Raw genomic sequence first — 20,317 nt, 5'->3', positions numbered from 1 at the left:
TCGAGATGCAACGTCTGAACAATAATTTTCAGTTTGTCGATGTGGGTCGCCAGGACCCGAAGAAAAAGTCGATTTCCACTCGCAAAAAGCAGTTTGTGGAAATCTACGAACCATTCAAGCAGGAGCAGGTGACCGACCAGGCGCACCGCTGCCTGGCTTGTGGTAACCCGTACTGTGAATGGAAGTGCCCGGTACACAACTACATCCCTAACTGGCTGAAACTGGCCAGTGAGGGCAACATTCTGGAAGCGGTAGAGCTGAGCCATCAGACCAACACCCTGCCAGAAGTGTGTGGCCGTGTATGTCCACAAGACCGTCTGTGTGAGGGTTCCTGTACCCTCAACGCCGGTTTTGGCGCTGTGACCATTGGTAACGTCGAGAAGTACATCACCGACACCGCTTTCGCCATGGGCTGGAAGCCGGATATGTCCAAGGTTGTACCAACTGGCAAACGCGTCGCCATTATTGGTGCCGGCCCTGCTGGTCTGGGCGCTGCTGATATTCTGGTGCGCAACGGTGTCACTCCGGTGGTATTCGACAAGTACCCTGAAATCGGTGGTCTGCTGACCTTCGGTATTCCAGAGTTCAAACTCGAAAAATCTGTGATGGTTAACCGTCGCAAGGTATTCGAAGGTATGGGCGTGGAATTCCGTCTGAGCACCGAAGTGGGCAAGGACATTGAATTCCAGACCATTCTGGATGAGTTCGATGCCGTATTCCTGGGTATGGGTACCTACAATTACATGAAGGGCGGTTTCCCGGGTGAAGATCTGCCAGGCGTTCATGACGCTCTGGATTTCCTGATCTCCAACGTTAATCGTAACCTTGGTTTTGAGAAGTCTGCTGAAGACTTTATCAGCATGAAGGGCAAGCAGGTTGTGGTTCTGGGTGGTGGTGACACTGCGATGGACTGTAACCGTACTTCTGTACGTCAGGGCGCTACCCGCGTGACCTGTGCTTACCGTCGTGACGAAGCCAACATGCCAGGCTCCAAACGCGAAGTAACCAACGCGCGTGAAGAAGGCGTGAAGTTCCTGTTTAACCGTCAGCCTGTTGCCATCATTGGTGACGACAAGGTTCAGGGCGTTAAAGTAGTAACGACTGAACTGGGCGAACCGGATGAAAAAGGCCGTCGTCGTCCACAGGTAGTGGAAGGTTCTGAAGAGATCCTGCCAGCAGATGCTGTGCTGATCGCCTTCGGTTTCCGTCCAAGCCCGGCGCCATGGTTCAAGGAGTTCGGTATTGAGCTGAACGACTGGCAGGGTGTGGTTGCTCCGGCGGATCAGGAATTCAAACACCAGACTACCAACCCGAAAGTGTTCGCGGGTGGTGACATGGTTCGTGGTTCTGATCTGGTGGTAACCGCCATTTACGAAGGCCGTCAGGCTGCTGAAGGTATCCTTGATTACCTCGGTGTATAACGGATCGGGGACGAACCGTCCTTTTTGTGATCTGTAACAGAAAACGCGGCGCAAGCCGCGTTTTTTGTTTGTGGCTTGAACGTCTTTGTAAATGCTATGCTTCCCGGCGTATTAAAGTGTCGGGAATCCATAGAAGGAGCGTACGTTCATGTCAAAATCCGGTTTACTGACCAGCCTATTGTTGACGCTGGCACTGACCGCGTGTGGGGGCGGTGGCCCGGTTGCGGGGTCGAGTTCGGACTCAGGTACGGATACCGGCACTGATACAGGAACTGATCCTGACGTTGAAATTGCTCTGGGTGCTGGTTCTGGTAGTGCTTTTGACGAGGGTGGCCTGACACTTTCTGCGACTAATGTGCTGATCGGGGATAGTCTGACTGTCGCTGTTTCTGCTGTAGACAAAAACGATAGCAACTCGTTGATCACTGATAATTACCAGTATGTTTTCAGTTCAACTTGCGCAAGTGCTTCTACCCCGACTGCGCGTTTCACTACAGTGTCTACCTTCAACTCTACGGGTTCGGTCACTTCGACCTATATCAATGAAGGTTGTACTGGTTCTGACACTATTACTGCCGAGCTTTATGAAGCAAGTGCAACCCTTGGTGTTGATAGCCCGGTTGCCTCTGCCTCGGCTGTGGTATCCGCAGTGGCTCCTCAATTGGGTTCTGGTACCGGCGTTGATTATCAGGATGCTGTTATTGGTGGCACCCTGGCTCTGGTAGGCACAAGCTCCACTGTTCTGAGTGCCAACGCAGTCAATCCGGCGGATGCCAACAGTCTGGTCAGCTCTAATAAATACAGCATCAGCTGGTCCAGCTCCTGTGCCGATGGTGCATTCAGCATTTCCAGTCAGAACTTGTCTGCCGGTGCATTTGAAACACGTTATGATGGCAATCTGACCTCTTGTCTGGGCGCCCAGACTATTACCCTCAAGCTGTATCGCACTGCAGCCCCTACGGTTGTTCTGGATACCACTACCACCATTGTGAATATTGCAACCAGCGATAGCGGTGAAGAGCTTGTTGTTCCATCGATTGGTACTGGCACTGGTTCTTCGTTCCGTGAAGGTGCTTTGTCCTTTTCGATGAGCAAGGCTTTGACTGGCGATGACGTCACCATTGCTGTCAGTGGTGTAGATAAGAATTCTGAAAACACGTCTCTCAGCTCATCCTACAAGTATGTATTTTCATCAGATTGTGTTGCTGCTGGTAATGCTGAGATGACGGTGCTCTCCAGCACGAATGCCAATGGTTCCGCAACCAGCATTTATCGTTCAACCAAACCAGCCTGTACTGGTTCTGATACTGTTCGTGTATTCCTATATGCCGCAACTGCGGTTGTGGGAACAGACGCGCCTCTGGCGTCAGCATCTGGTAGCCTTGAATTGGCTGTTCCTGTGTTGGGTAGCAATAGTGGGTCAAGTTTCCGTGATGGTGTAATTGCAGGTACAACAGACCTTTCTGGCCTCGAAGAAACCGTACTATCTGCAACGGTTGTGAATCCATTGGATAGCAATAGTCTTGCTGGTAATGACGACTATCTGGCTACCTGGGCTGCATCATGTGGTTCTTTTAGTGTTTCCAGTCAGTCTGTATCATCCGGATCGATTGAAACCCGCTATGACGTGCCATTGGCCTCGTGTGAGGGTGATAACACTGTAACCCTGACCTTAAGCTATAAAGGGATAACACTCGACACAGCCAGTGTGACCGTTGTTGTATCTGAAGAGGCTAACTCTGATGTTGAGATTGCTCTGGGTTCGGGCAGTGGTGCTGATTTTTATGAAGGCCGCCTGGGGCTGAGCGAATCCCAAATCCTGGCTGGTGGAAGCCTGACCGTTGATGTTTCAGCCGTTAACAAACTGGATAGCAACGCTCTTTTGACCGATGCATATTTGTATATATTTAGTGCGTCTTGCTCTGGTGACGGTTCTGGTGAGTTTTCTATTCCCCGCACTGTCAGCAGTTCTGGTTCTGTAACCAGCACCTATCGCAACTTGACCTGTGATGGTGGTGCCGCGATTACTGTTGAGCTGTTCCGTGCCAGCGCAGACACCAGCACTGCCACTCCATTGGCAACAGCATCAGCAACCATTGATACCGCCAAACCGGCGTTAGGTGTTGGTAGTGGGTCCGCGTTTATTGACGATAGTGTCAGTGGTGTTGTTACCCTTTCCGGTGAAGATGAAACCGAATTTTCTGTAAACCTGGTGAACCCGCTGGACAGCAACTCACTGGTTTCGGATGAAGACTATATTGCTGAATGGTTCTCCAGCTGTGGTGACTCTTCTTTCAGTGTGCAGAAACAAGTGGTTTCCGCTGGTGTAATCACCACCCGTTACACTACTGATCTGGATACCTGTGTGAGCTCCGGCTCTGACAGTAATAACGAAATCACTCTGGTGGTTTACGAACGTAATAATCCATGTTCAGCGACTTCTACTTCGGCCTGTCTGGATACCAAAACCTTTGATGTAACCGTTAATGAAGGGCTGGCGCCAACCCTGGGTGTGGTTGATGGTGGTACTTTCTATACTGGCCAGCTGCTGGTGAACAACGTTCGTGAAATCGAATACGACACCATGACCGATGCCCAGAAAGATGCAGCCAAGTTGTCTGCTCGTGGCACCATGCTGATTGTTGCCAACGTGGGTGATGCCAATAACAGTTATGAAACCATCAGTGGTACTGCTTATGGTATGACCATCAGTTCTGATTGTGTGCAGGATGGTACGGCGTCGTTTGATGCGACTGAAAAGACCTCAACCTCCGGCACCATTACCTTTACCTATACTTCCGATATCTGTGAAGAAGATCACTTTGAAGTGAATCTCTACAAGGTGGTTGATGGTGCAATGACCACGCTTCTGAGCTCAACCCCAGCCACCGGTACTATCTATATTCACCCAATCCAGATTGGTGCGATTACCTACTCCGGTGCCTCTGCAACGGCTATCTCCATCGCCAGTATCGGTGATGCCGTACTGCCAAAACTGACTACCCTGACCTTTGCGGTAGTGGATGAGTCCAATAATCCAGTGGTGGGCAAGCAGGTTGATTTCACCCTGAATAACACCACCGGTGGTATTTACCTGGCCGCTGCTTATGATGTGACTGACTCTAACGGTGAGGTCACCGCAATCCTGAATGCGGGTACCAGTCATGCAATCACGTCTGTACGTGCGGCGGTGGAAACCGATGATGGTGAGACTATCTATACCAGTTCTCAGCCAATCTCGGTGACCACTGGTATTCCGGATCAGGACAGCTTTGACATTGCAGTGGATACATTTAACCCGGCTGCTTACAACGAAAACGGCGTAACTGTAACGGTAACGGCGTACGCCGCTGACCAGTATCAGAACCCGGTAGCGGATGGCACTGTGGTGAACTTTACTGCGGAAAGTGGCCAGATTGAGTCTTACTGCACCACTTCCAGTGGTAGCTGTTCTGTAACCTGGACCAGCTCTGGCACCCGTCCTGGTAAACATGCCGCAGGCCTGCAGCGAGTTAACGACAAGGATCCGCAAGCACGTAAATACGACAGCTTTATTCTGGATTCCGCTTGTGATGAGTCTGCGAATACAAACGCCACAATCTGCGGCATGACCACTATTACTGCTTATACCCAGGGTGAAGGTGGTTTTACCGATACCGATGGTGATGGTCTGTTTAACGGTACTGAACCTTTTGTGAAATACGCCGAGGCCATTCGTGATGATAACTGGAGCTTCTACGTAAATGGTGTTGATGCACCGGATGAAAACACCGATGGCCAGCCTGTAGAGTTCTTTGCTGACTTTAATACCGACGGACTGTTCACTGTTGCTCCAACGGTATATCAGGGAGCTGTTTGTACTACTGCTGCCAAAGCCGCAGGTCACTGCGCCGAGATGATGCACGTACGTGACAGTATTCGTATTGTGCAGAGCTATAACGAAGCACCGAATATGCGTCTGTACACATACGATGGGGCGACCTACACCGAAGTATCCGGAATTACTCTGGATGCTATCAATGGCGGCACCTTCTATGTGTTCCTGCAGGATCTGAATGGCAACATGCCTGCCAGCGGTACTACCTTCTCTGCCTCTGGTGATGGTTACAAGATTTTTGGTGATTCTGGCGATGTCGGTAACAGCATTGGTCTGCGCGCTGACTGCTCCAATGCCGCTTGTCCGGATATTGGTCTGCCAACCTTTGGCCGTTTGTATCGGGTTAGCTATGCGCCGGATGGTATTCCGGTATCAGTCACTGTGACGGGTACTCTTGATTCATCCAGTACCAGCATTCAGCTGAACTGATCGGACGTTCCCCCCCTAAAACCGGCGCTCTGCGCCGGTTTTTCTTTCTGCCTCTTTTAACCTGACTCAAAACCCGCTCCACAAAGTCTGGTATCATCGCCGCCTTTGTATCGTCAGGATGTCACCACCATGTCCGAACTGAAAAACGACCGTTTCCTCAAGGCGCTGCTGCGCGAGCCTGTTGATCGCACTCCGATCTGGATGATGCGTCAGGCTGGCCGTTACCTGCCTGAATACCGCGCTACCCGTGCCAAGGCCGGTGATTTTATGGCGCTGTGTATGAACCCGGAACTGGCCTGTGAAGTCACCATCCAGCCGCTGGATCGTTACCCTCTGGATGCGGCGATTCTGTTCTCCGATATCCTGACCATCCCGGATGCGATGGGGCTGGGTCTGTATTTTGAAGCCGGTGAAGGTCCGCGTTTTAACAAGATCATTCGTACCGAAGCCGACGTGCAGTCCCTGCAGGTGGTGAATACCGGGCGTGATCTGGATTACGTATTAAAAGCCGTCAAAACCATCCGTCACGAGCTGAATGGTCGTGTGCCGCTGATTGGTTTCTCCGGCAGTCCGTGGACTCTGGCGACCTATATGGTTGAAGGCGGTTCTTCCAAGGACTTCCGTCATATCAAGGCCATGATGTACGACACACCGGAAGTCATGCACCAGTTGCTGGATGTGCTGGCGAAGTCAGTCATTGATTACCTGAATGCCCAGATTCTGGCCGGTGCCCAGGCGGTACAGGTGTTTGATACCTGGGGTGGCAGCCTGAGTGACGTGGCTTATCGCGAGTTTTCCCTCAAGTACATGGAGCAGATTGTTGCCGGTCTGATCCGTGAACACGAAGGTCGCAAGATTCCGGTGATTCTGTTCACCAAAGGCGGCGGTCAGTGGCTGGAAGCCATGGCGGCAACCGGTGCGGATGCTCTGGGTCTGGACTGGACCACGGATATTGGCTCTGCCCGTGCGCGAGTGGGTAATCAGGTTGCCCTGCAAGGCAATATGGATCCATCCGTGCTGTACGCATCACCGGCCACTATTCGTGCAGAAGTGAAACGTATCCTCGAAAGTTACGGCAAGGGTAGTGGTCATGTGTTTAACCTCGGCCATGGTATTCACCAGTTTGTGGATCCCGAAAATGCCCGTGCCTTTGTGGAAGCAGTGGTCGAGCTGAGTCCTGAATTCCACTAATCTTCGCACCAGTAGTGGTGAATTATCCCATTAATAGTCAGAACGTACTGTTTTTTGGGAACTTTTTGCGGCAGGCTTGGTGTCTCAAATCGGTTGCTCAGTGTCAATTACTGTCAGTAATGATGCTGGGTGACGGGTTTGTACACCGCCTGCGGCAGTCTCTTCGGAGTCTCTGCAGGTACTGAAATAACTCCGGTACCAAGAGGCAACTGTCCACATGACGTTGTTATGGATTCTGCTATTGCCCATGATGGGCATTGTGACGCCACTCCTGACCGAACGATACGGGCGAAATGTTTGTGCGGCTATGACCGCTTTGCCGCCCGCCATTGCGTTGATGTTGCTGCTGCAACAGGCGCCAGTGGTTATGTCTGGTCAGGTTCCTTCGTTACATGCTGAATGGATCCCCGCCCTCGGACTGAACCTGGCTCTGCATCTGGATGGCCTCGCCTGGCTGTTCTGTTTGCTGATTCTGGGCATTGGTTTGTTGGTGATCCTGTACGCACGTTATTACCTGTCGGATCGTGATTCGATGGGACAGTTTTATGCCAGCCTCATTCTGTTTATGACCGCGATGCTCGGGGTGGTGTTGTCCGCCAACCTGCTGCAGCTGTGGTTGTTCTGGGAACTCACCAGTATCAGCTCCTTCCTGCTGATCAGCTTCTGGTCGTGGCGTACCGATGCCCGCAAGGGCGCACGGATGGCGCTTGCGGTTACGGGGGCCGGTGGTCTGGCTCTGCTGGGGGCTCTGATCCTGATTGGCCATGAAGTGGGCAGTTTTGATCTGGCGACCGTGCTCGCCAGTGGTGATCTGCTGCGTCAGAGTGAGCTGTATCCGGTGATTCTGGCGCTGTTTCTGCTCGGTGCCTTTACCAAGTCGGCACAGTTCCCGTTCCACTTCTGGCTTCCACATGCCATGGCGGCACCAACGCCGGTCAGTTCATACCTGCATTCGGCGACCATGGTGAAAGCCGGTGTGTTCCTGCTGGCGCGTTTTTATCCGGTGCTGGCCGGTACCGACCTCTGGTTTGTGGTGGTCTCCCTGACCGGTATGGCTACGCTGTTGGTCGGTGCTTACACCGCCTTGTTCAAGCATGACCTCAAAGGTCTGCTGGCGTACTCCACCGTCAGTCATCTGGGTCTGATCACCCTGTTGCTGGGCCTGGGTACGGCGCTGGCGCCGGTCGCTGCGGTGTTTCACATCATCAACCACGCCGTATTCAAGGCATCGCTGTTTATGGCGGCCGGTATTATCGACCACGAATCCGGCAGCCGGGATATGCGCAAGCTGAACGGCTTGTGGCAGTTTATGCCGGTGACGGCAACGCTGGCGATGGTCGCGGCCTCGTCGATGGCGGGGGTGCCGTTGCTGAACGGGTTCCTGTCGAAAGAGATGATGTTTGCTGAAACGCTTGAGCAGTACACCTTCGGGGCCTTGTCCTGGTGGGTGCCATTGCTGGCGACCATTGGTGCAACCTTCTCGGTGGCTTACTCGTTGCGCTTTATGCACGACGTGTTCTTTAACGGCCAGCCGATTGATCTGCCCAAGACTCCCCATGAGCCTCCGCGTTATATGCGGGTGCCGGTCGAGATTCTGGTGGTGCTCTGTTTGCTGGTGGGGATGTTCCCGGATCTGATGGTGGGCACGTTGTTAAAAACCGCGGCTGGTGCCGTGTTGCAGGCTCCGGTGCCGGAGTTTGAACTGGGAGTCTGGCACGGTTTTAACCTGCCGTTACTGATGAGTATGCTGGCGGTGAGCGGCGGGGTGGCGATTTATGTCAATCGTCGTTTCCTGTTCCAGTTCCAGAGCCAGTTTGCTGAACGCGATGCCAAGCTGGTGTTTGAAGCCTCGGTACAGAGCCTGGTCCGGAAAGCCGGTCAGCTGCACCATCTGATTGATAATGGCTCGATGCAGCGGGCCATGTTCCTGATGCTGCTGCTGGCGCTGGTCCTGATGGCCTGGCCTTTGATGGATCTGCTCAATACCGCCGGTGGCCGCCCGGAACTGGCGCTGAACTGGGGTGTGGTGTTCTGCACCGCCTTGTTGATTGCCGGTACCTTGCTGACCATATGGTGGAGTCATCAGCGCCTGTGGGCGTTGCTGGCCCTGTCGATTGTTGGCTTGGTGGTGTCGGTGGCATTTGCCTGGTTCTCGGCACCTGACCTGGCGTTGACCCAGCTGTCGGTAGAGGTGGTGACGGTGTTGCTGTTCCTGCTGGCGCTGTTTTTTCTGCCAAGACACGGGCCGATTATGGATGGCCCGCTGCGTATCATGATGCGTGACCTGGGTGTCTCCGTGTTGTTCGGCAGTGTGGTGGGCACCATTTGTTATGCCTTGCTGACCCGTCCGCTGGACAGTATCTCCGGTTATTTTCTGGAGCACAGCAAAACCGGTGGTGGTGGCACCAACGTGGTCAACGTGATTCTGGTCGACTTCCGGGGCTTTGATACCCTCGGCGAAATCACCGTTCTGGGGATTGCGGCGCTGGGGATCTACAAGCTGCTGGCGCGTATGACCCTGGCGATGCCATCGGCGGATGATGACGGCCGAGCCTGGGCGCGTGAACGTCATCCGGCCTTGCTGGCACTGGTGTCACAGAGTCTGTTGCCGCTGGCGCTGCTGGTATCGGCTTATATCTTCCTGCGTGGTCACAACATGCCGGGTGGCGGTTTTATTGCGGGTCTGATTACCGCTATTGCCCTGATCCAGCAGTACGTGGCGCACGGTGTGGTGTGGATGAAACAGCGTATGCCGCTCAGTTATGAGGCCCTGATTGCTTCCGGTCTGCTGATTGCACTGACCGCAGGCCTGGGCAGCTGGCTGTTTGGCCACAATTTCCTGAAAACCTGGTACGACTACTTCTACTTGCCCGGTGTTGGCAAGTTCGAACTGGCCAGTGCCATGGTATTTGATCTCGGCGTGTATCTGACGGTGATCGGCGCAACCCTGCTGATTCTGGCCAACCTTGGCAAGCTCACCACGTCCGAACGTATCCGTACAGGAGATGAATAATGGAATTTGCATACGCTCTGGGGGTTGGTTTCCTGACCGGCGCCGGTGTGTTCCTGATGTTACGCGGACGCACCTTCCCGGTGATTCTGGGCCTGACCCTGTTGTCTTACGCCGTTAACCTGTTTCTGTTTGCCAGTGGACGACTCACCATCAACGCTGCGCCTATTCTGGGCACGGCCAGTGAGTACACCGATCCGCTGCCACAGGCGCTGGTGTTAACCGCGATTGTGATCGGTTTTGCCATGACCGCGTTTGTGCTGATTCTGGCCATGCGCGCGCGCGCCGATCTCGGGAATGACCATGTGGATGGTCATCTGCCGCCTGCCCAGTTGTCAGCTCGTGCTGAACAGCGCCGCGAACGACGGGAGCACTCATGATGTTTCAGCATGTTGTGATCCTTCCGATTCTGTTGCCGCTGCTGGCCGGAGCCTTGATGGTGATTCCGGCGGTCTCGCGCAACATGGTGCTGCAGCGCCGTCTGGGCACAGTGGCCTCGGTATTGGCGGTGGTGTTGGCGGTCTGGTTGCTGGTGCTGGTTGACCACAACGGTACCCAGGCTTACGCCGTGGGGGAGTGGAAACCACCGTTTGGCATCCTGCTGGTCGCCGACCGTCTGGCGACTCTGCTTCTGTTATTGACCTCGGTGCTGTTGCTGGCGGTTCAGCTGTTTGCCAGTGCTGGTGAAGATGAGCGCGGCCGGTTTTTCCAGCCGTTGCTGATGTTCCAGGTGATGGGGATTCAGGGCGCGTTTCTGACCGGTGATATCTTTAACCTCTTCGTGTTCTTCGAAGTGTTGCTGATCGCTTCCTATGCCTTGCTGATCCACGGTGGTGGTAAAGCCAAAACCGCCGCCAGCCTGCACTACGTGATCCTCAACCTGGCGGGTTCGGCACTGTTCCTGTTTGCGTTGGGTATTCTGTACGGCACTTTCGGTACGCTGAACATGGCCGACATGCAGGCCAACGCGGCGCTGATCCAGAACGATGATCTGTATCTGGCCAAGGTCGGAGCCCTGCTGTTGCTGGTGGTGTTTGGTCTGAAAGCCGCCATGCTGCCGCTGCATTTCTGGTTGCCGAAGGCTTACGCCGCAGCTCCGGCACCGGTTGCCGCGTTGTTTGCCATCATGACCAAGATTGGTATCTACAGCCTGTGGCGGGTGCATTCCGCCATCTTTGGTGAACACGCCGGGGCACTGGCGAATGTTGCCTTGCCGTGGTTATGGCCAATGGCGTGGCTGACACTGGCGCTGGGTGTGGTTGCTGTGCTGGCAAGCCAGTCTCTGCGGGCGTTGGCTGCCAATCTGGTGATTGTGTCGGTGGGCAGTCTGTTGTTGATGGTTGCCAATCCGGCGCAATCCACAACGGCGGCCGGTTTGTATTATCTGGTCCACAGTACGCTGGCGACGGCGCTGATTTTCCTGATTGCCGGTCTGATCATGGGCCAGCGTGGCAAGTCGGAAGACCGCTTTGTGCGTGGACGGCCATTGGCGCATCCCCGTTTGCTCGGCGGGCTGTTTTTTATCGCCGCACTGGCGTTGATTGGTATGCCACCGTTCTCCGGGTTTATCGGCAAGGCACTGATGCTGAGTGCAGCGCTGGATGAAGGTGTCGCTGGCTGGATCTGGCCACCGCTGCTGCTGTCGAGTCTGGCGGCGCTGCTGGTGTTGTCTCGTGCTGGTAGCAGCATTTTCTGGCGCAGTCGTGGCCGTGCCGTACCGGTAACGATTGATACCCGCCAGTTGGCCGGTATCGGGGTGCTGCTGGTGGCGCTGGTGCTGATGGTGGTGCTGGCTGGCTGGTTAACGGCCTTTACTGATCGTGCCGCTGCCGACCTGCTCGCAGGCATGCAGCTGGTATTACCGGAGGGCCGTTGAGATGAACAAAGCCTTGTTACCCATGCCGATTCACACAGCGGTATTGCTGTTGACCTGGTTGTTGTTAAACGACTTCTCGATTGGACACCTGCTGCTGGGTTCACTGCTGGCGGTACTGATTCCGTGGCTGGTGGCCCCGCTCAGTGATCCACAAGCGCCAGTGCGCAAACCCGGCAAGGCGCTGGTATATGCCCTGATTGTGTTGTGGGACATCCTGCGCTCCAACATCGAGGTAGCGATTCTGGTGATGCGCCCGAATCGCAGCCTGCGTCCGGCCTTGCTGGCCTTGCCGCTGGATATTCAGGGGGATTTACCACAAGCCTTGCTGGCCAGCACCATTTCCCTGACACCGGGCACGGTGAGTATGGATTTTTCCGAAGACCGTCGCTGGTTGTATATCCACGCCCTGCACGTAACGGATGAGCAGGCGTTGCTGCGTTCCATCAAGGAACGTTACGAAGCCCCTCTCAAGGAGATTTTTGCATGCTGAATACACTCTTGTTGTGGGTGGCCGGTGTGGTCGGGCTGGCGCTGGTATTAAATGCCTGGCGTCTGGTGCGTGGCCCGTCGGTGACAGACCGGGTGCTGGCGCTGGATACCATGTATATCAACGTCATCGCCATGATCATCCTGCTGGGTATCTATTTTGATACCAGCCTGTATTTCGAAGCGGCACTGCTGATAGCCATGCTGGGTTTTGTGAGCACCGCAGCGGTATCCAAATACCTGCTGCGTGGCGACATCATCGAATAAGGAGATCCGGATGACGCTTTATGAATGGTTTATTGCAGCACTGCTGGTGATTGGGGGGCTGTTTACCCTGATTGGCGCGCTGGGGATGGTGAAGTTGCCGGATCTGTATACCCGGTTACACGCGCCGACCAAGGCCACCACAATGGGAATCGGCTGTATCCTGCTGGCTTCCATGCTGATGCGGCTGGACCGTAACGAAGGCTTTGGTATTCAGGAACTGGTGATCAGCCTGTTCCTGTTTATTACTGCTCCGGTATCGGCCTATATGATCGCCAAGGCGGCCATGCACTTGCGGGTGCCATTGCAGCCTGGCAGCGACCCGCATCGTTTGCTGGAAAAAGCTCGCGACCAGCAGCCGCCGCAGTAAGGTCAGATCTGGTCGATCGCCTCTTGCAGGCGTTCGACCCCGATCACCGTCATACCCTCGGGCAGCTGCCGTGGCACGTTGGCTTTCGGCACAATCGCCCGTTTGAAGCCGTGTTTGGCGGCTTCACGAATCCGCTCCTGGCCGGAAGGTACGGGGCGGATTTCCCCCGACAATCCCACCTCGCCGAACACAATCAGATCATGGGCCAATGGCTGGTTACGGAAACTCGACAGCGCTGCTACCAATAACGCGAGGTCAGCACTGGTTTCGCTGACTTTGACGCCACCGACCACGTTGATATACACGTCCTGATCCGCCAGTAACACACCACCGTGGCGATGCAATACCGCCAGCAACAGATTCAGGCGGTTCTGGTCAGTACCCACCGATACCCGCCGAGGATTGCCCAGATGGCTCTGATCTACCAGTGCCTGAATTTCTACCAGCAAGGGACGGGTGCCTTCCCAGATCACCATCACCACACTGCCGGGTGCTGGTTCGTCACTGCGACTGAGGAAAATCGAACTGGGGTTTTTGACTTCACGCAGGCCGGTATCCAGCATGGCAAATACGCCGAGTTCGTTAATGGCACCAAAGCGGTTCTTGATGGCGCGCAGGGTGCGATAACGGCTGTCGGCCGACCCTTCCAGCATGATGGAGCTGTCGATCATGTGTTCGAGCACTTTTGGACCGGCCAGCGTGCCGTCTTTGGTGACGTGGCCAACCAGCAGCAGCACCGTGTTGGTCTGTTTGGCATAACGGGTGAGCAGGGCGGCGCTTTCGCGTACCTGGGAAACACTGCCGGGGGCTGATTCCACACCCTCTACATGCATCACCTGAATCGAGTCGATCACCACCACTTTCGGCTGGTGTTGCTGCAGGGTAACCAGCAGCTGTTCGACGCTGGTTTCGCTCAGCAGCTGTAACTGGTCGGTTGGCAATCCCAGACGATGAGCGCGCATGGCGACCTGTTGCAGGCTTTCTTCACCGGTGACATACAAGGCTGGCATGCGGCTGGCGAGGTTACACATGGTTTGTAACAACAGTGTTGATTTCCCCGCGCCCGGGTGGCCACCAATCAGAATGGCAGAACCCGGCACCAGACCACCTCCCAGCACCCGGTCGAACTCCTGCATGCCAGAGCTGAAACGTGGCTGTTCGCTGATGCTGACCTCTGCCAGACGCTGGATACCAACCGCACCGGTCTTGCCCGCATAACCGTCGAAGGCGGCACTGCGAGTCGCTGTTTTACCACTGGTCAGCACCACTTCCTGCAGGGTATTCCAGGCGCCACAGGCAGTGCATTGACCCTGCCATTTGGCATGGTCGGCACCACAGTCAGCACAGACGTAGGCGGTTTTCTTCTTCGACACGGGATGCTTTCCTTCTGAATGAGGATGCCTATTGTTACACTGCCGGGCCTGAATATCCCGTCCGCTGATCACACGGGATAACCATTGACGGGAGGTTGTTATGTCATTTGGGCAACAGATTGCCTTGCTGTGTTTTCTGCTGTCGATGGGAACCATCGCGGTCACCTACGGCGTTGCCATCGATCAGGGTACGGCAGAAATCTGCAATCCGTTTTTTGACGGTTGTACCGATATTACTCACACCGGCATGAAAGGCGACGGTGGTTTTATTTTTCGTGGTGGCATGATCGCCGCCTGTGCATTTTTTGTGGTCTGGTGGCAGATCATGGCGGTCTGGTTGCGCCAGTACACAGGTGCACTGGCGCGTGGTGCCATGCAATTGTTCGGTATTGTGGCCGCAGTTGGCCTGTTAGTGGGCACCGCAGTGTTGTTGCCGGAGAAAGACGCGGTACGCTGGGGTGTGCATGTTCGTGGTGCCAACCTGTTCTTTCAAGGCATGCTGCTGGCGTTGACGATTAACTATGTGCTGATCTGGAAAGCCCGTCGTCGCGGATTACTAGTACCGTCGTTCGGTTTCAAGACCCTGTTGATGTTGTGTTTGTGGGGACTGTTTATCGCCTTTGCCGGGGTTACCGTCGGCGTTGAAATGAGCAACGGCAAACGCATTATCGAATGGTGGGCGACGCTGTTTATCGGTTTTTATTTTATTTCGAGCTGGCCGGACTGGCGTTCGGTGCGCCTGATGGCTGAATCCGGCGGCTGAATATTGCGCCGGGAACAATTGTGGAGCCAAATGGCTCCTCGCTAAACGATTCACCAGCAGACACGGGTCTGTGGTGACGAACAAGGAGGTTGATATGACGTTGCCACAACGTCTGGCGTTGTTCTGCACCCTGTTGCCCGCTCTGGGCATTGGGCTGGCGTTCTGGCTGAACGGCCAGGCCTTTCCCGAACAGTTCTGCGTGCCCTGGCTGGATGGCTGTACCACCATTACCGCCACCGGTATCTATTACCCCTCGGCCTATATTCTGCGTGGTAGCCTGATTTGCACTGCAATGTTCTGTCTGGTCTGGTGGTACTGCGCACGGGTCTGGCTTGACAGCAGCCGCATGCATCCATTAAAGGGCTGGATGTGGTTTCTGATTGTCACCAGCATGATGGGTAGCCTGCTACTGGTGGCCTCTATCGCTGTATTGGGTGAACACATGCTACCGAGCAGCGAGCATCGTTTTCTGTGGCGCTTCCACACCATTACCGCTGGACTGTTTTTCCTGCTGACCTCGATTTGCCAGATCCTCATGACGTTTTATATGTGGCGTTTGCGAGAGCCACTGGAAATCAGCCATAAGCAGATTCTGGTGAAAGTACTGCTGGCGGCAGGGCAACTTGGCAGTCTGCTGGCGTTCTGGATCTTGCCTGAAACCGGTATGGAGCATGGCAAGGTTGAGGCGATTTGTGAGTGGTGGCTGGCGACCTTCTGCTGTGCCTATTTTGTAACGGCCTGGTATGACTGGGCAGATTTTAATCTGACCCATCCCGCAACGTACCCTGCTAATCATTTAGCCAGTCAGAACGCCTTCGGGCAGGAGCGTGAAGCATGAGTCTGGCGCAGGTATTGGCCCTTGGCTGTTTCTGGATTTCCCATCTGACCTTCTGGATCACGCTGGTGATGGGGTTTTACACGGGTAATACCGATGTCTGTCTGCCGTATCTCACGGGCTGCACCAGTATTACCGCTACCGGCATTCCTGATCCGCAGGCGTTTGTGTTTCGCGGTGGCCTGATTGCCGCCTGTGTGCTGTTTATTCTCTGGTGGTATGCAATGCAGGCCTGGTTGTTACAGCTGGCTCCGCAACGGCCAATCATGACCGTTCGCTACATGGTGAGTGTTGGTGTGCTGAGTTCGGTGTGTCTGATTGTGGCAACTGCCGTGTTGCGGCCCGACAAGGCTAATTTACCCTGGACATTACACACCGTGGGAGCTGCGCTGTTTTTCCTGATTTCCTTACTGGTTCAAACCCGGGTGACCTTCTGGTTGCGGCAGTTACAGAAAACCGGTGTCGACGTGGGGCGCAGTCTGAAGTTCAAGTTCGTGCTGGTGGGTAAACAGTGGCTGTGGTTACTGGTGATGCTGGCATTGCAGATCTTCGGCAGCGATGATCAGTGGAAAAATGTAGTGGAGTGGTGGATGGCCCTGCTGATCGGTTTGTATTACCTCAGCAGTTATTACGACTGGCAGGATTTTCACTTGGTCGACCATAGTCAGACTGTAGTGCCACCACGAATCCCGGATTGATAAATATTGTCGCAATGGTGTGGGCAAGCCTGAAAGAACTCGTCATTTCGCTGCGTTTGTCGCCTTGCTCACACGTGCCGCAGCACTCGCGCAGAGCTGTGCAAAGTTATCAGAGTGTCTCTGGAGCAAAGTGGTGCCGATTTTTCAGAGGATTTCCTGCTGATGCAGAGATGGCTGAAGGCTGGCCATTTATCCACAGAAGTCATGCCTGTTAGTCCACGTTGATGCAATTTTCTGCCACTTGATGCACACTTGCCTTTTTATACTGTGTGAATATCCAGTGGCCTCGTTCAAGACTCATATATCCGTAGCGGCCGGAGCAAGCGCCATGGGCGCCTCGGCGTTATTGGCCATCGACCTGATTGACCTCTCTATGGCTGCCTCGTTGTGGCTGCTCGGCACCCTCGGCGGCATCCTGCCCGACGTTGACTCCGACACCTCCAAACCCGTGATGTGGCTGTTCAATACCCTGGGCATAGGCGCAGCCGCGTTAACCTGTTGGTGGCTGGTACCCGGCCCGGCGTTGTACATGTTGTGGATCGCCATGGCGATGGCATTTGTATTGTTCGGTGTGTTGCTGCGAGAGGTGTTCTTTCACTTCACCGTTCACCGCGGGATTTACCACTCGTTACTGGCGGTGATTTTTGCGTGTTTGTTATCGGCTCTGCTGGCCTGGCATATGGCTGGTCTGAGTTCATTGGAAAGCTGGCTGACCGGTTTTTTTGTTGGTGGCGGCTATCTGGTGCATCTGGTGCTGGATGAGTGTTACTCCGTCGACTTTAACGGCGCGCGTTTCAAAAAATCGTTCGGTACTGCCCTCAAGCCCGTGTGTATGAACAACTGGCTCGGCAGCCTGATGCTGGCCATCGCCTGCATCCCGCTGGTGTGGTTCGGTCCGGATACCGAAACCCTGCAACTGGTGCTGGAAAGCTGGCAACCACACTGGTGGCACAGCCTGGTCGCCATGGTCGGACGGTGAGCGGGCAGTGACGGGGCAGTGAAAGTCGGCGTTCTATTGTTATGGGTTAACAATCGATAGAAGCACGCTCGATGGCCGAAAAACTCTGTCGATGGGCAAGGCAATTCTCCAAGCGCTCAGTCAGCTGAATGTTTCCGGTTCTGGATGGCATTCAGCCAATACCTTCGGGGATAGCGGCGTTGACAGTCGCACAACCAAAAACAAAGCTGGCAGCCATATCACGCTCAGAGCATCTGCTATGACAAAACAGTTTGCCGAAAACCTGATGATTGACGGCGTAGACCACCGCCTGAACAGTTTCCCGCTAGATCGATGGCTGGCCAAAAGTCGCCACGCCCCGCACTTCACCGCACCACATACCGCGCTCTGGCGTGGCTACAGGGCAAATTGGGAGATTCGTGACCAGCGTTTGTATCTGGTCGGAATCACCGGCTTTGCCGCCGATAATCCGACCGAAGATGATAGCGCAGCATTGGGTGAGTACATGGAAAGCCCTGCTCTGCACTTGCCGGATCTGTTTCCGGAATATCCAGAGCGGGTATTTGCCCATTGGTACAGCGGCGACCTGTGCATACCACTCGGAGATCCAGCCTTACCACCAACCGGATACAAGATGTTTGATGTGTACAAGGGCGTGATTACCCGGCAATGGATCAAGGAGAATGAGACATGATCGTACTCTATGCTTATCTGGCAGCAGGCATTCTGACCGGTCTTTGGGTTATCTATGGCATGCCGAAAAAAGAACCAATACCGCCTTCAACTATTCTCGACAAGCTGGCGGCCATACTGGTACTCATGCTTCTGTGGCCGGTGTGCGTCTGGGCCGAACTGGAGTCCAGACGCCAACGCCCAAAACCGGTTGAATACCAGATTGACATCAGTCATATGCTGCGTCCCTTATCCATCTCCGAGATTGAACAGAAGGAAACCCCGGACGATCCGTCAGCACCGGCGCTACCGTTCGGTTTCCTGAATCCGGAATGGCTGGATTTTCGCAAAGACCTGGCGGCAGATGCAGAGCTGTGGGAATTTGCCGGAGCGTTGGAAGACTTATTACCCTGCTATGTCGAAGGGTATGCGCTGGTCGTAGACAACAGGGTCAGCCGCTACTTCACCACGGTCTTCAGTGTCGATGCAGTGCCTGCTGGCGCTCTGGTAACAACCATGCCGCCTCTGGTTGAGGTTAAGGACAACATCCAGCAAGCCTGATTTCTGCCAACTTCCGCGGCTGTACGAGTGGGCAAACCAACCCCATCGGTAGCCAGCACCGGCATATAAACGCCAAAAGGCCCCGGACAGGCACCCAAATAAATCTGAACAAGAGGGGCTAACCGGTTTTATCTGGGGATCAAATAGCTGCAACCTGAAGCACCACGAGGTATCAGCTGCCTGAAGAGTTTTTCTCGTTCCCATGCTCTGCGTGGGAATGCCAGCGGCTTGGGCTACCACGCAGGAGCGTGGGAGCCGGTTATGGTTTGTCATTTTCACTTATTGTTCTGATGTATCGCTCGGTCGAAATTAACCAGCCCACTTGATAACCAACAGCTATCAGAACCTATCAGGAGCTGTGAACATTCAATTGGTTGCCAATACGTTTTCGTATATTGTTAACAGCAACACGGCCCCCGCCTCTTTGCTCCTGATTCGTCAGGATGTTATACGCGGGGGTTTTTTATAGTCTGCTACCACCAGTCCTGCCAGTTCTCCGGCACTCCCATCGCCTGTAACGACACTTTGTAGTCGGAATTCATCTCAGGCAGTGCCAGTAAGTGCGTCTCGAGTCGTTTATGCCACTGACTGCCAGAATGCAGCTTCAGTACCAGATGACGACATATAGCCAAGATCAGGAATGGGCGCGCTTTTAACTCATCATCGGTCAATCCTGACGCCCTCATTTTGTCGAGCCACTCCAGAGCCCCTACTGCTGGCAATATTGGTTGGTCAACCATGTTGCGGTTCCACAGGCGGCTATGGTGCGCGCAAATATTACGAAGATAGTTCAAGGAACGTAGCCAACTCTGAAAAGCCTCCCAGTCAGGCACGCCATATTGGGTAGCAATTTGGGTTTGGTGTTTCACCTTCATCATGGCAAACAGTTGGGATACAGCACCAAAGTCCCAGGTTTCAGCAGCAACCCAGACTGGCAAGTCCGGCCCGTGTTTTTCTCTGTAGTGTTTTACAAAGTCTTCCTGTGAACGATTTTCCAGATTGAGGCGCTTTTGCGTCCATGCATCGAAGGCTGTTGGCTTGCCAGGCCCTTTGCTCTTGTTCGCAAATGTCTTGTGTAATTGGTTTTGCTGGGTGTGAGCGAAGGTATCCAGACGCCCCAGTAGATGAGCCACGTCGACCCGGATCGCAATTTCGATACGTTCAAGCGCATCCAGTACCTGGAGGCGCAGTTGCTTGTCGAACAGGTATAAGTGAACAGCATCCACCAGATGGGTGTTGGGATGTACCTCGTCCTTTACTCGCAACAGTTTGCCACGGGCATCGAATTCCCTTACCCGAAACGGATACCAGTAGGCACTGAGACGGTAGTAGCCAAATTGCTCCAGCGATTTCAAGGCTGCGGCATCATCAGTCACTATGACACCGCGCGATTTCAGTTTGGCGAGCTGATCCGGGAAGCTCAGCCATGGGCGAGAATAGGTCATATCCGTATCCGTTCTTAAAAGACGGTCTGTATCCTGCAACCGAAAAAAATCTTTTTTCGAAGTTTTTTCGATACCCCAAAGAGTCCAG

General features: G+C 54.3%; 17 protein-coding genes. 15 read left to right on the top strand and 2 right to left on the bottom strand.

Annotated elements, in window-relative coordinates:
* Positions 1-5 precede the first annotated feature (5 nt).
* The 9 genes from OUO13_RS19410 (at position 6) to OUO13_RS19370 (ending at position 12,924) form a co-directional block, all read left to right on the top strand.
* Positions 6-1,421: an FAD-dependent oxidoreductase gene (locus OUO13_RS19410; protein WP_283175564.1), complete on the top strand. Its 1,416-nt coding sequence runs from the start codon at positions 6-8 to the stop codon at positions 1,419-1,421.
* A gap of 148 nt (positions 1,422-1,569) precedes the next feature.
* Complete coding sequence (locus OUO13_RS19405; RefSeq protein WP_283175563.1) at positions 1,570-5,727, top strand: hypothetical protein; 4,158 nt, start codon at positions 1,570-1,572, stop codon at positions 5,725-5,727.
* 129 nt (positions 5,728-5,856) lie between these two features.
* Positions 5,857-6,918 carry a uroporphyrinogen decarboxylase gene (gene hemE / locus OUO13_RS19400; protein WP_283175562.1) on the top strand — a complete coding sequence of 354 codons (1,062 nt, stop codon included), beginning with the start codon at positions 5,857-5,859 and terminating at the stop codon, positions 6,916-6,918.
* A 217-nt stretch (positions 6,919-7,135) separates the two neighbouring features.
* Positions 7,136-9,931: a monovalent cation/H+ antiporter subunit A gene (locus tag OUO13_RS19395; RefSeq protein ID WP_283175561.1), complete on the top strand. Its 2,796-nt coding sequence runs from the start codon at positions 7,136-7,138 to the stop codon at positions 9,929-9,931.
* Positions 9,931-10,308 carry a Na+/H+ antiporter subunit C gene (locus tag OUO13_RS19390; protein WP_283175560.1) on the top strand — a complete coding sequence of 126 codons (378 nt, stop codon included), beginning with the start codon at positions 9,931-9,933 and terminating at the stop codon, positions 10,306-10,308. Before OUO13_RS19395 ends, OUO13_RS19390 begins: the two co-directional genes overlap by 1 nt.
* A complete protein-coding gene (locus OUO13_RS19385; protein WP_346429373.1) occupies positions 10,305-11,804 on the top strand; it encodes a monovalent cation/H+ antiporter subunit D in 1,500 nt (499 codons plus the stop codon). Before OUO13_RS19390 ends, OUO13_RS19385 begins: the two co-directional genes overlap by 4 nt.
* Before the next feature lies 1 nt (position 11,805).
* A complete protein-coding gene (locus tag OUO13_RS19380; RefSeq protein ID WP_283175559.1) occupies positions 11,806-12,294 on the top strand; it encodes a Na+/H+ antiporter subunit E in 489 nt (162 codons plus the stop codon).
* Entirely contained in the window at positions 12,288-12,557 is a 270-nt protein-coding gene (locus OUO13_RS19375; RefSeq protein WP_283175558.1) for a K+/H+ antiporter subunit F, read from the top strand. The genes OUO13_RS19380 and OUO13_RS19375 overlap by 7 nt, the downstream gene beginning before the upstream one ends.
* Positions 12,558-12,567: 10 nt before the next feature.
* Positions 12,568-12,924 (top strand): Na+/H+ antiporter subunit G, encoded by a 357-nt coding sequence (locus OUO13_RS19370; RefSeq protein ID WP_283175557.1) that lies wholly within the window; start codon positions 12,568-12,570, stop codon positions 12,922-12,924.
* 2 nt (positions 12,925-12,926) lie between these two features.
* On the opposite strand, the gene radA is transcribed toward OUO13_RS19370, so the two are convergent.
* Positions 12,927-14,297 carry a DNA repair protein RadA gene (radA, locus tag OUO13_RS19365; protein ID WP_283175556.1) on the bottom strand — a complete coding sequence of 457 codons (1,371 nt, stop codon included), beginning with the start codon at positions 14,295-14,297 and terminating at the stop codon, positions 12,927-12,929.
* A gap of 100 nt (positions 14,298-14,397) precedes the next feature.
* On the opposite strand from radA, the gene OUO13_RS19360 reads away from it, so the two are divergent.
* The 6 genes from OUO13_RS19360 (at position 14,398) to OUO13_RS19335 (ending at position 18,784) form a co-directional block, all read left to right on the top strand.
* Complete coding sequence (locus OUO13_RS19360; RefSeq protein ID WP_283175555.1) at positions 14,398-15,060, top strand: hypothetical protein; 663 nt, start codon at positions 14,398-14,400, stop codon at positions 15,058-15,060.
* 94 nt (positions 15,061-15,154) lie between these two features.
* Positions 15,155-15,898, top strand: a complete 744-nt coding sequence (locus tag OUO13_RS19355; protein WP_283175554.1) for a Frag1/DRAM/Sfk1 family protein — start codon at positions 15,155-15,157, stop codon at positions 15,896-15,898.
* Positions 15,895-16,593, top strand: a complete 699-nt coding sequence (locus OUO13_RS19350; protein WP_283175553.1) for a Frag1/DRAM/Sfk1 family protein — start codon at positions 15,895-15,897, stop codon at positions 16,591-16,593. The genes OUO13_RS19355 and OUO13_RS19350 overlap by 4 nt, the downstream gene beginning before the upstream one ends.
* 328 nt (positions 16,594-16,921) lie before the next feature.
* A complete protein-coding gene (locus tag OUO13_RS19345; RefSeq protein WP_428982368.1) occupies positions 16,922-17,572 on the top strand; it encodes a metal-dependent hydrolase in 651 nt (216 codons plus the stop codon).
* 91 nt (positions 17,573-17,663) lie between these two features.
* On the top strand, positions 17,664-18,245 hold the full coding sequence (locus tag OUO13_RS19340; protein WP_283175551.1) for a hypothetical protein: 582 nt from the start codon (positions 17,664-17,666) through the stop codon (positions 18,243-18,245).
* A complete protein-coding gene (locus OUO13_RS19335) occupies positions 18,242-18,784 on the top strand; it encodes a hypothetical protein (RefSeq protein WP_283175550.1) in 543 nt (180 codons plus the stop codon). The genes OUO13_RS19340 and OUO13_RS19335 overlap by 4 nt, the downstream gene beginning before the upstream one ends.
* A gap of 473 nt (positions 18,785-19,257) precedes the next feature.
* Here OUO13_RS19335 and OUO13_RS19330 read toward each other — a convergent pair whose 3' ends face one another.
* Positions 19,258-20,229, bottom strand: coding sequence for an Abi family protein (locus OUO13_RS19330; RefSeq protein WP_283175549.1), 972 nt, complete (start codon positions 20,227-20,229; stop codon positions 19,258-19,260).
* Positions 20,230-20,317: the final 88 nt, after the last annotated feature.

This window comes from Parathalassolituus penaei (assembly GCF_026626885.1).
GTDB classification, from domain to species: domain Bacteria; phylum Pseudomonadota; class Gammaproteobacteria; order Pseudomonadales; family Oceanobacteraceae; genus Oceanobacter; species Oceanobacter penaei.
The sequence above is the reverse complement of the archived record's forward strand: the minus strand, read 5'-3'. Positions and strand labels throughout refer to the sequence as shown.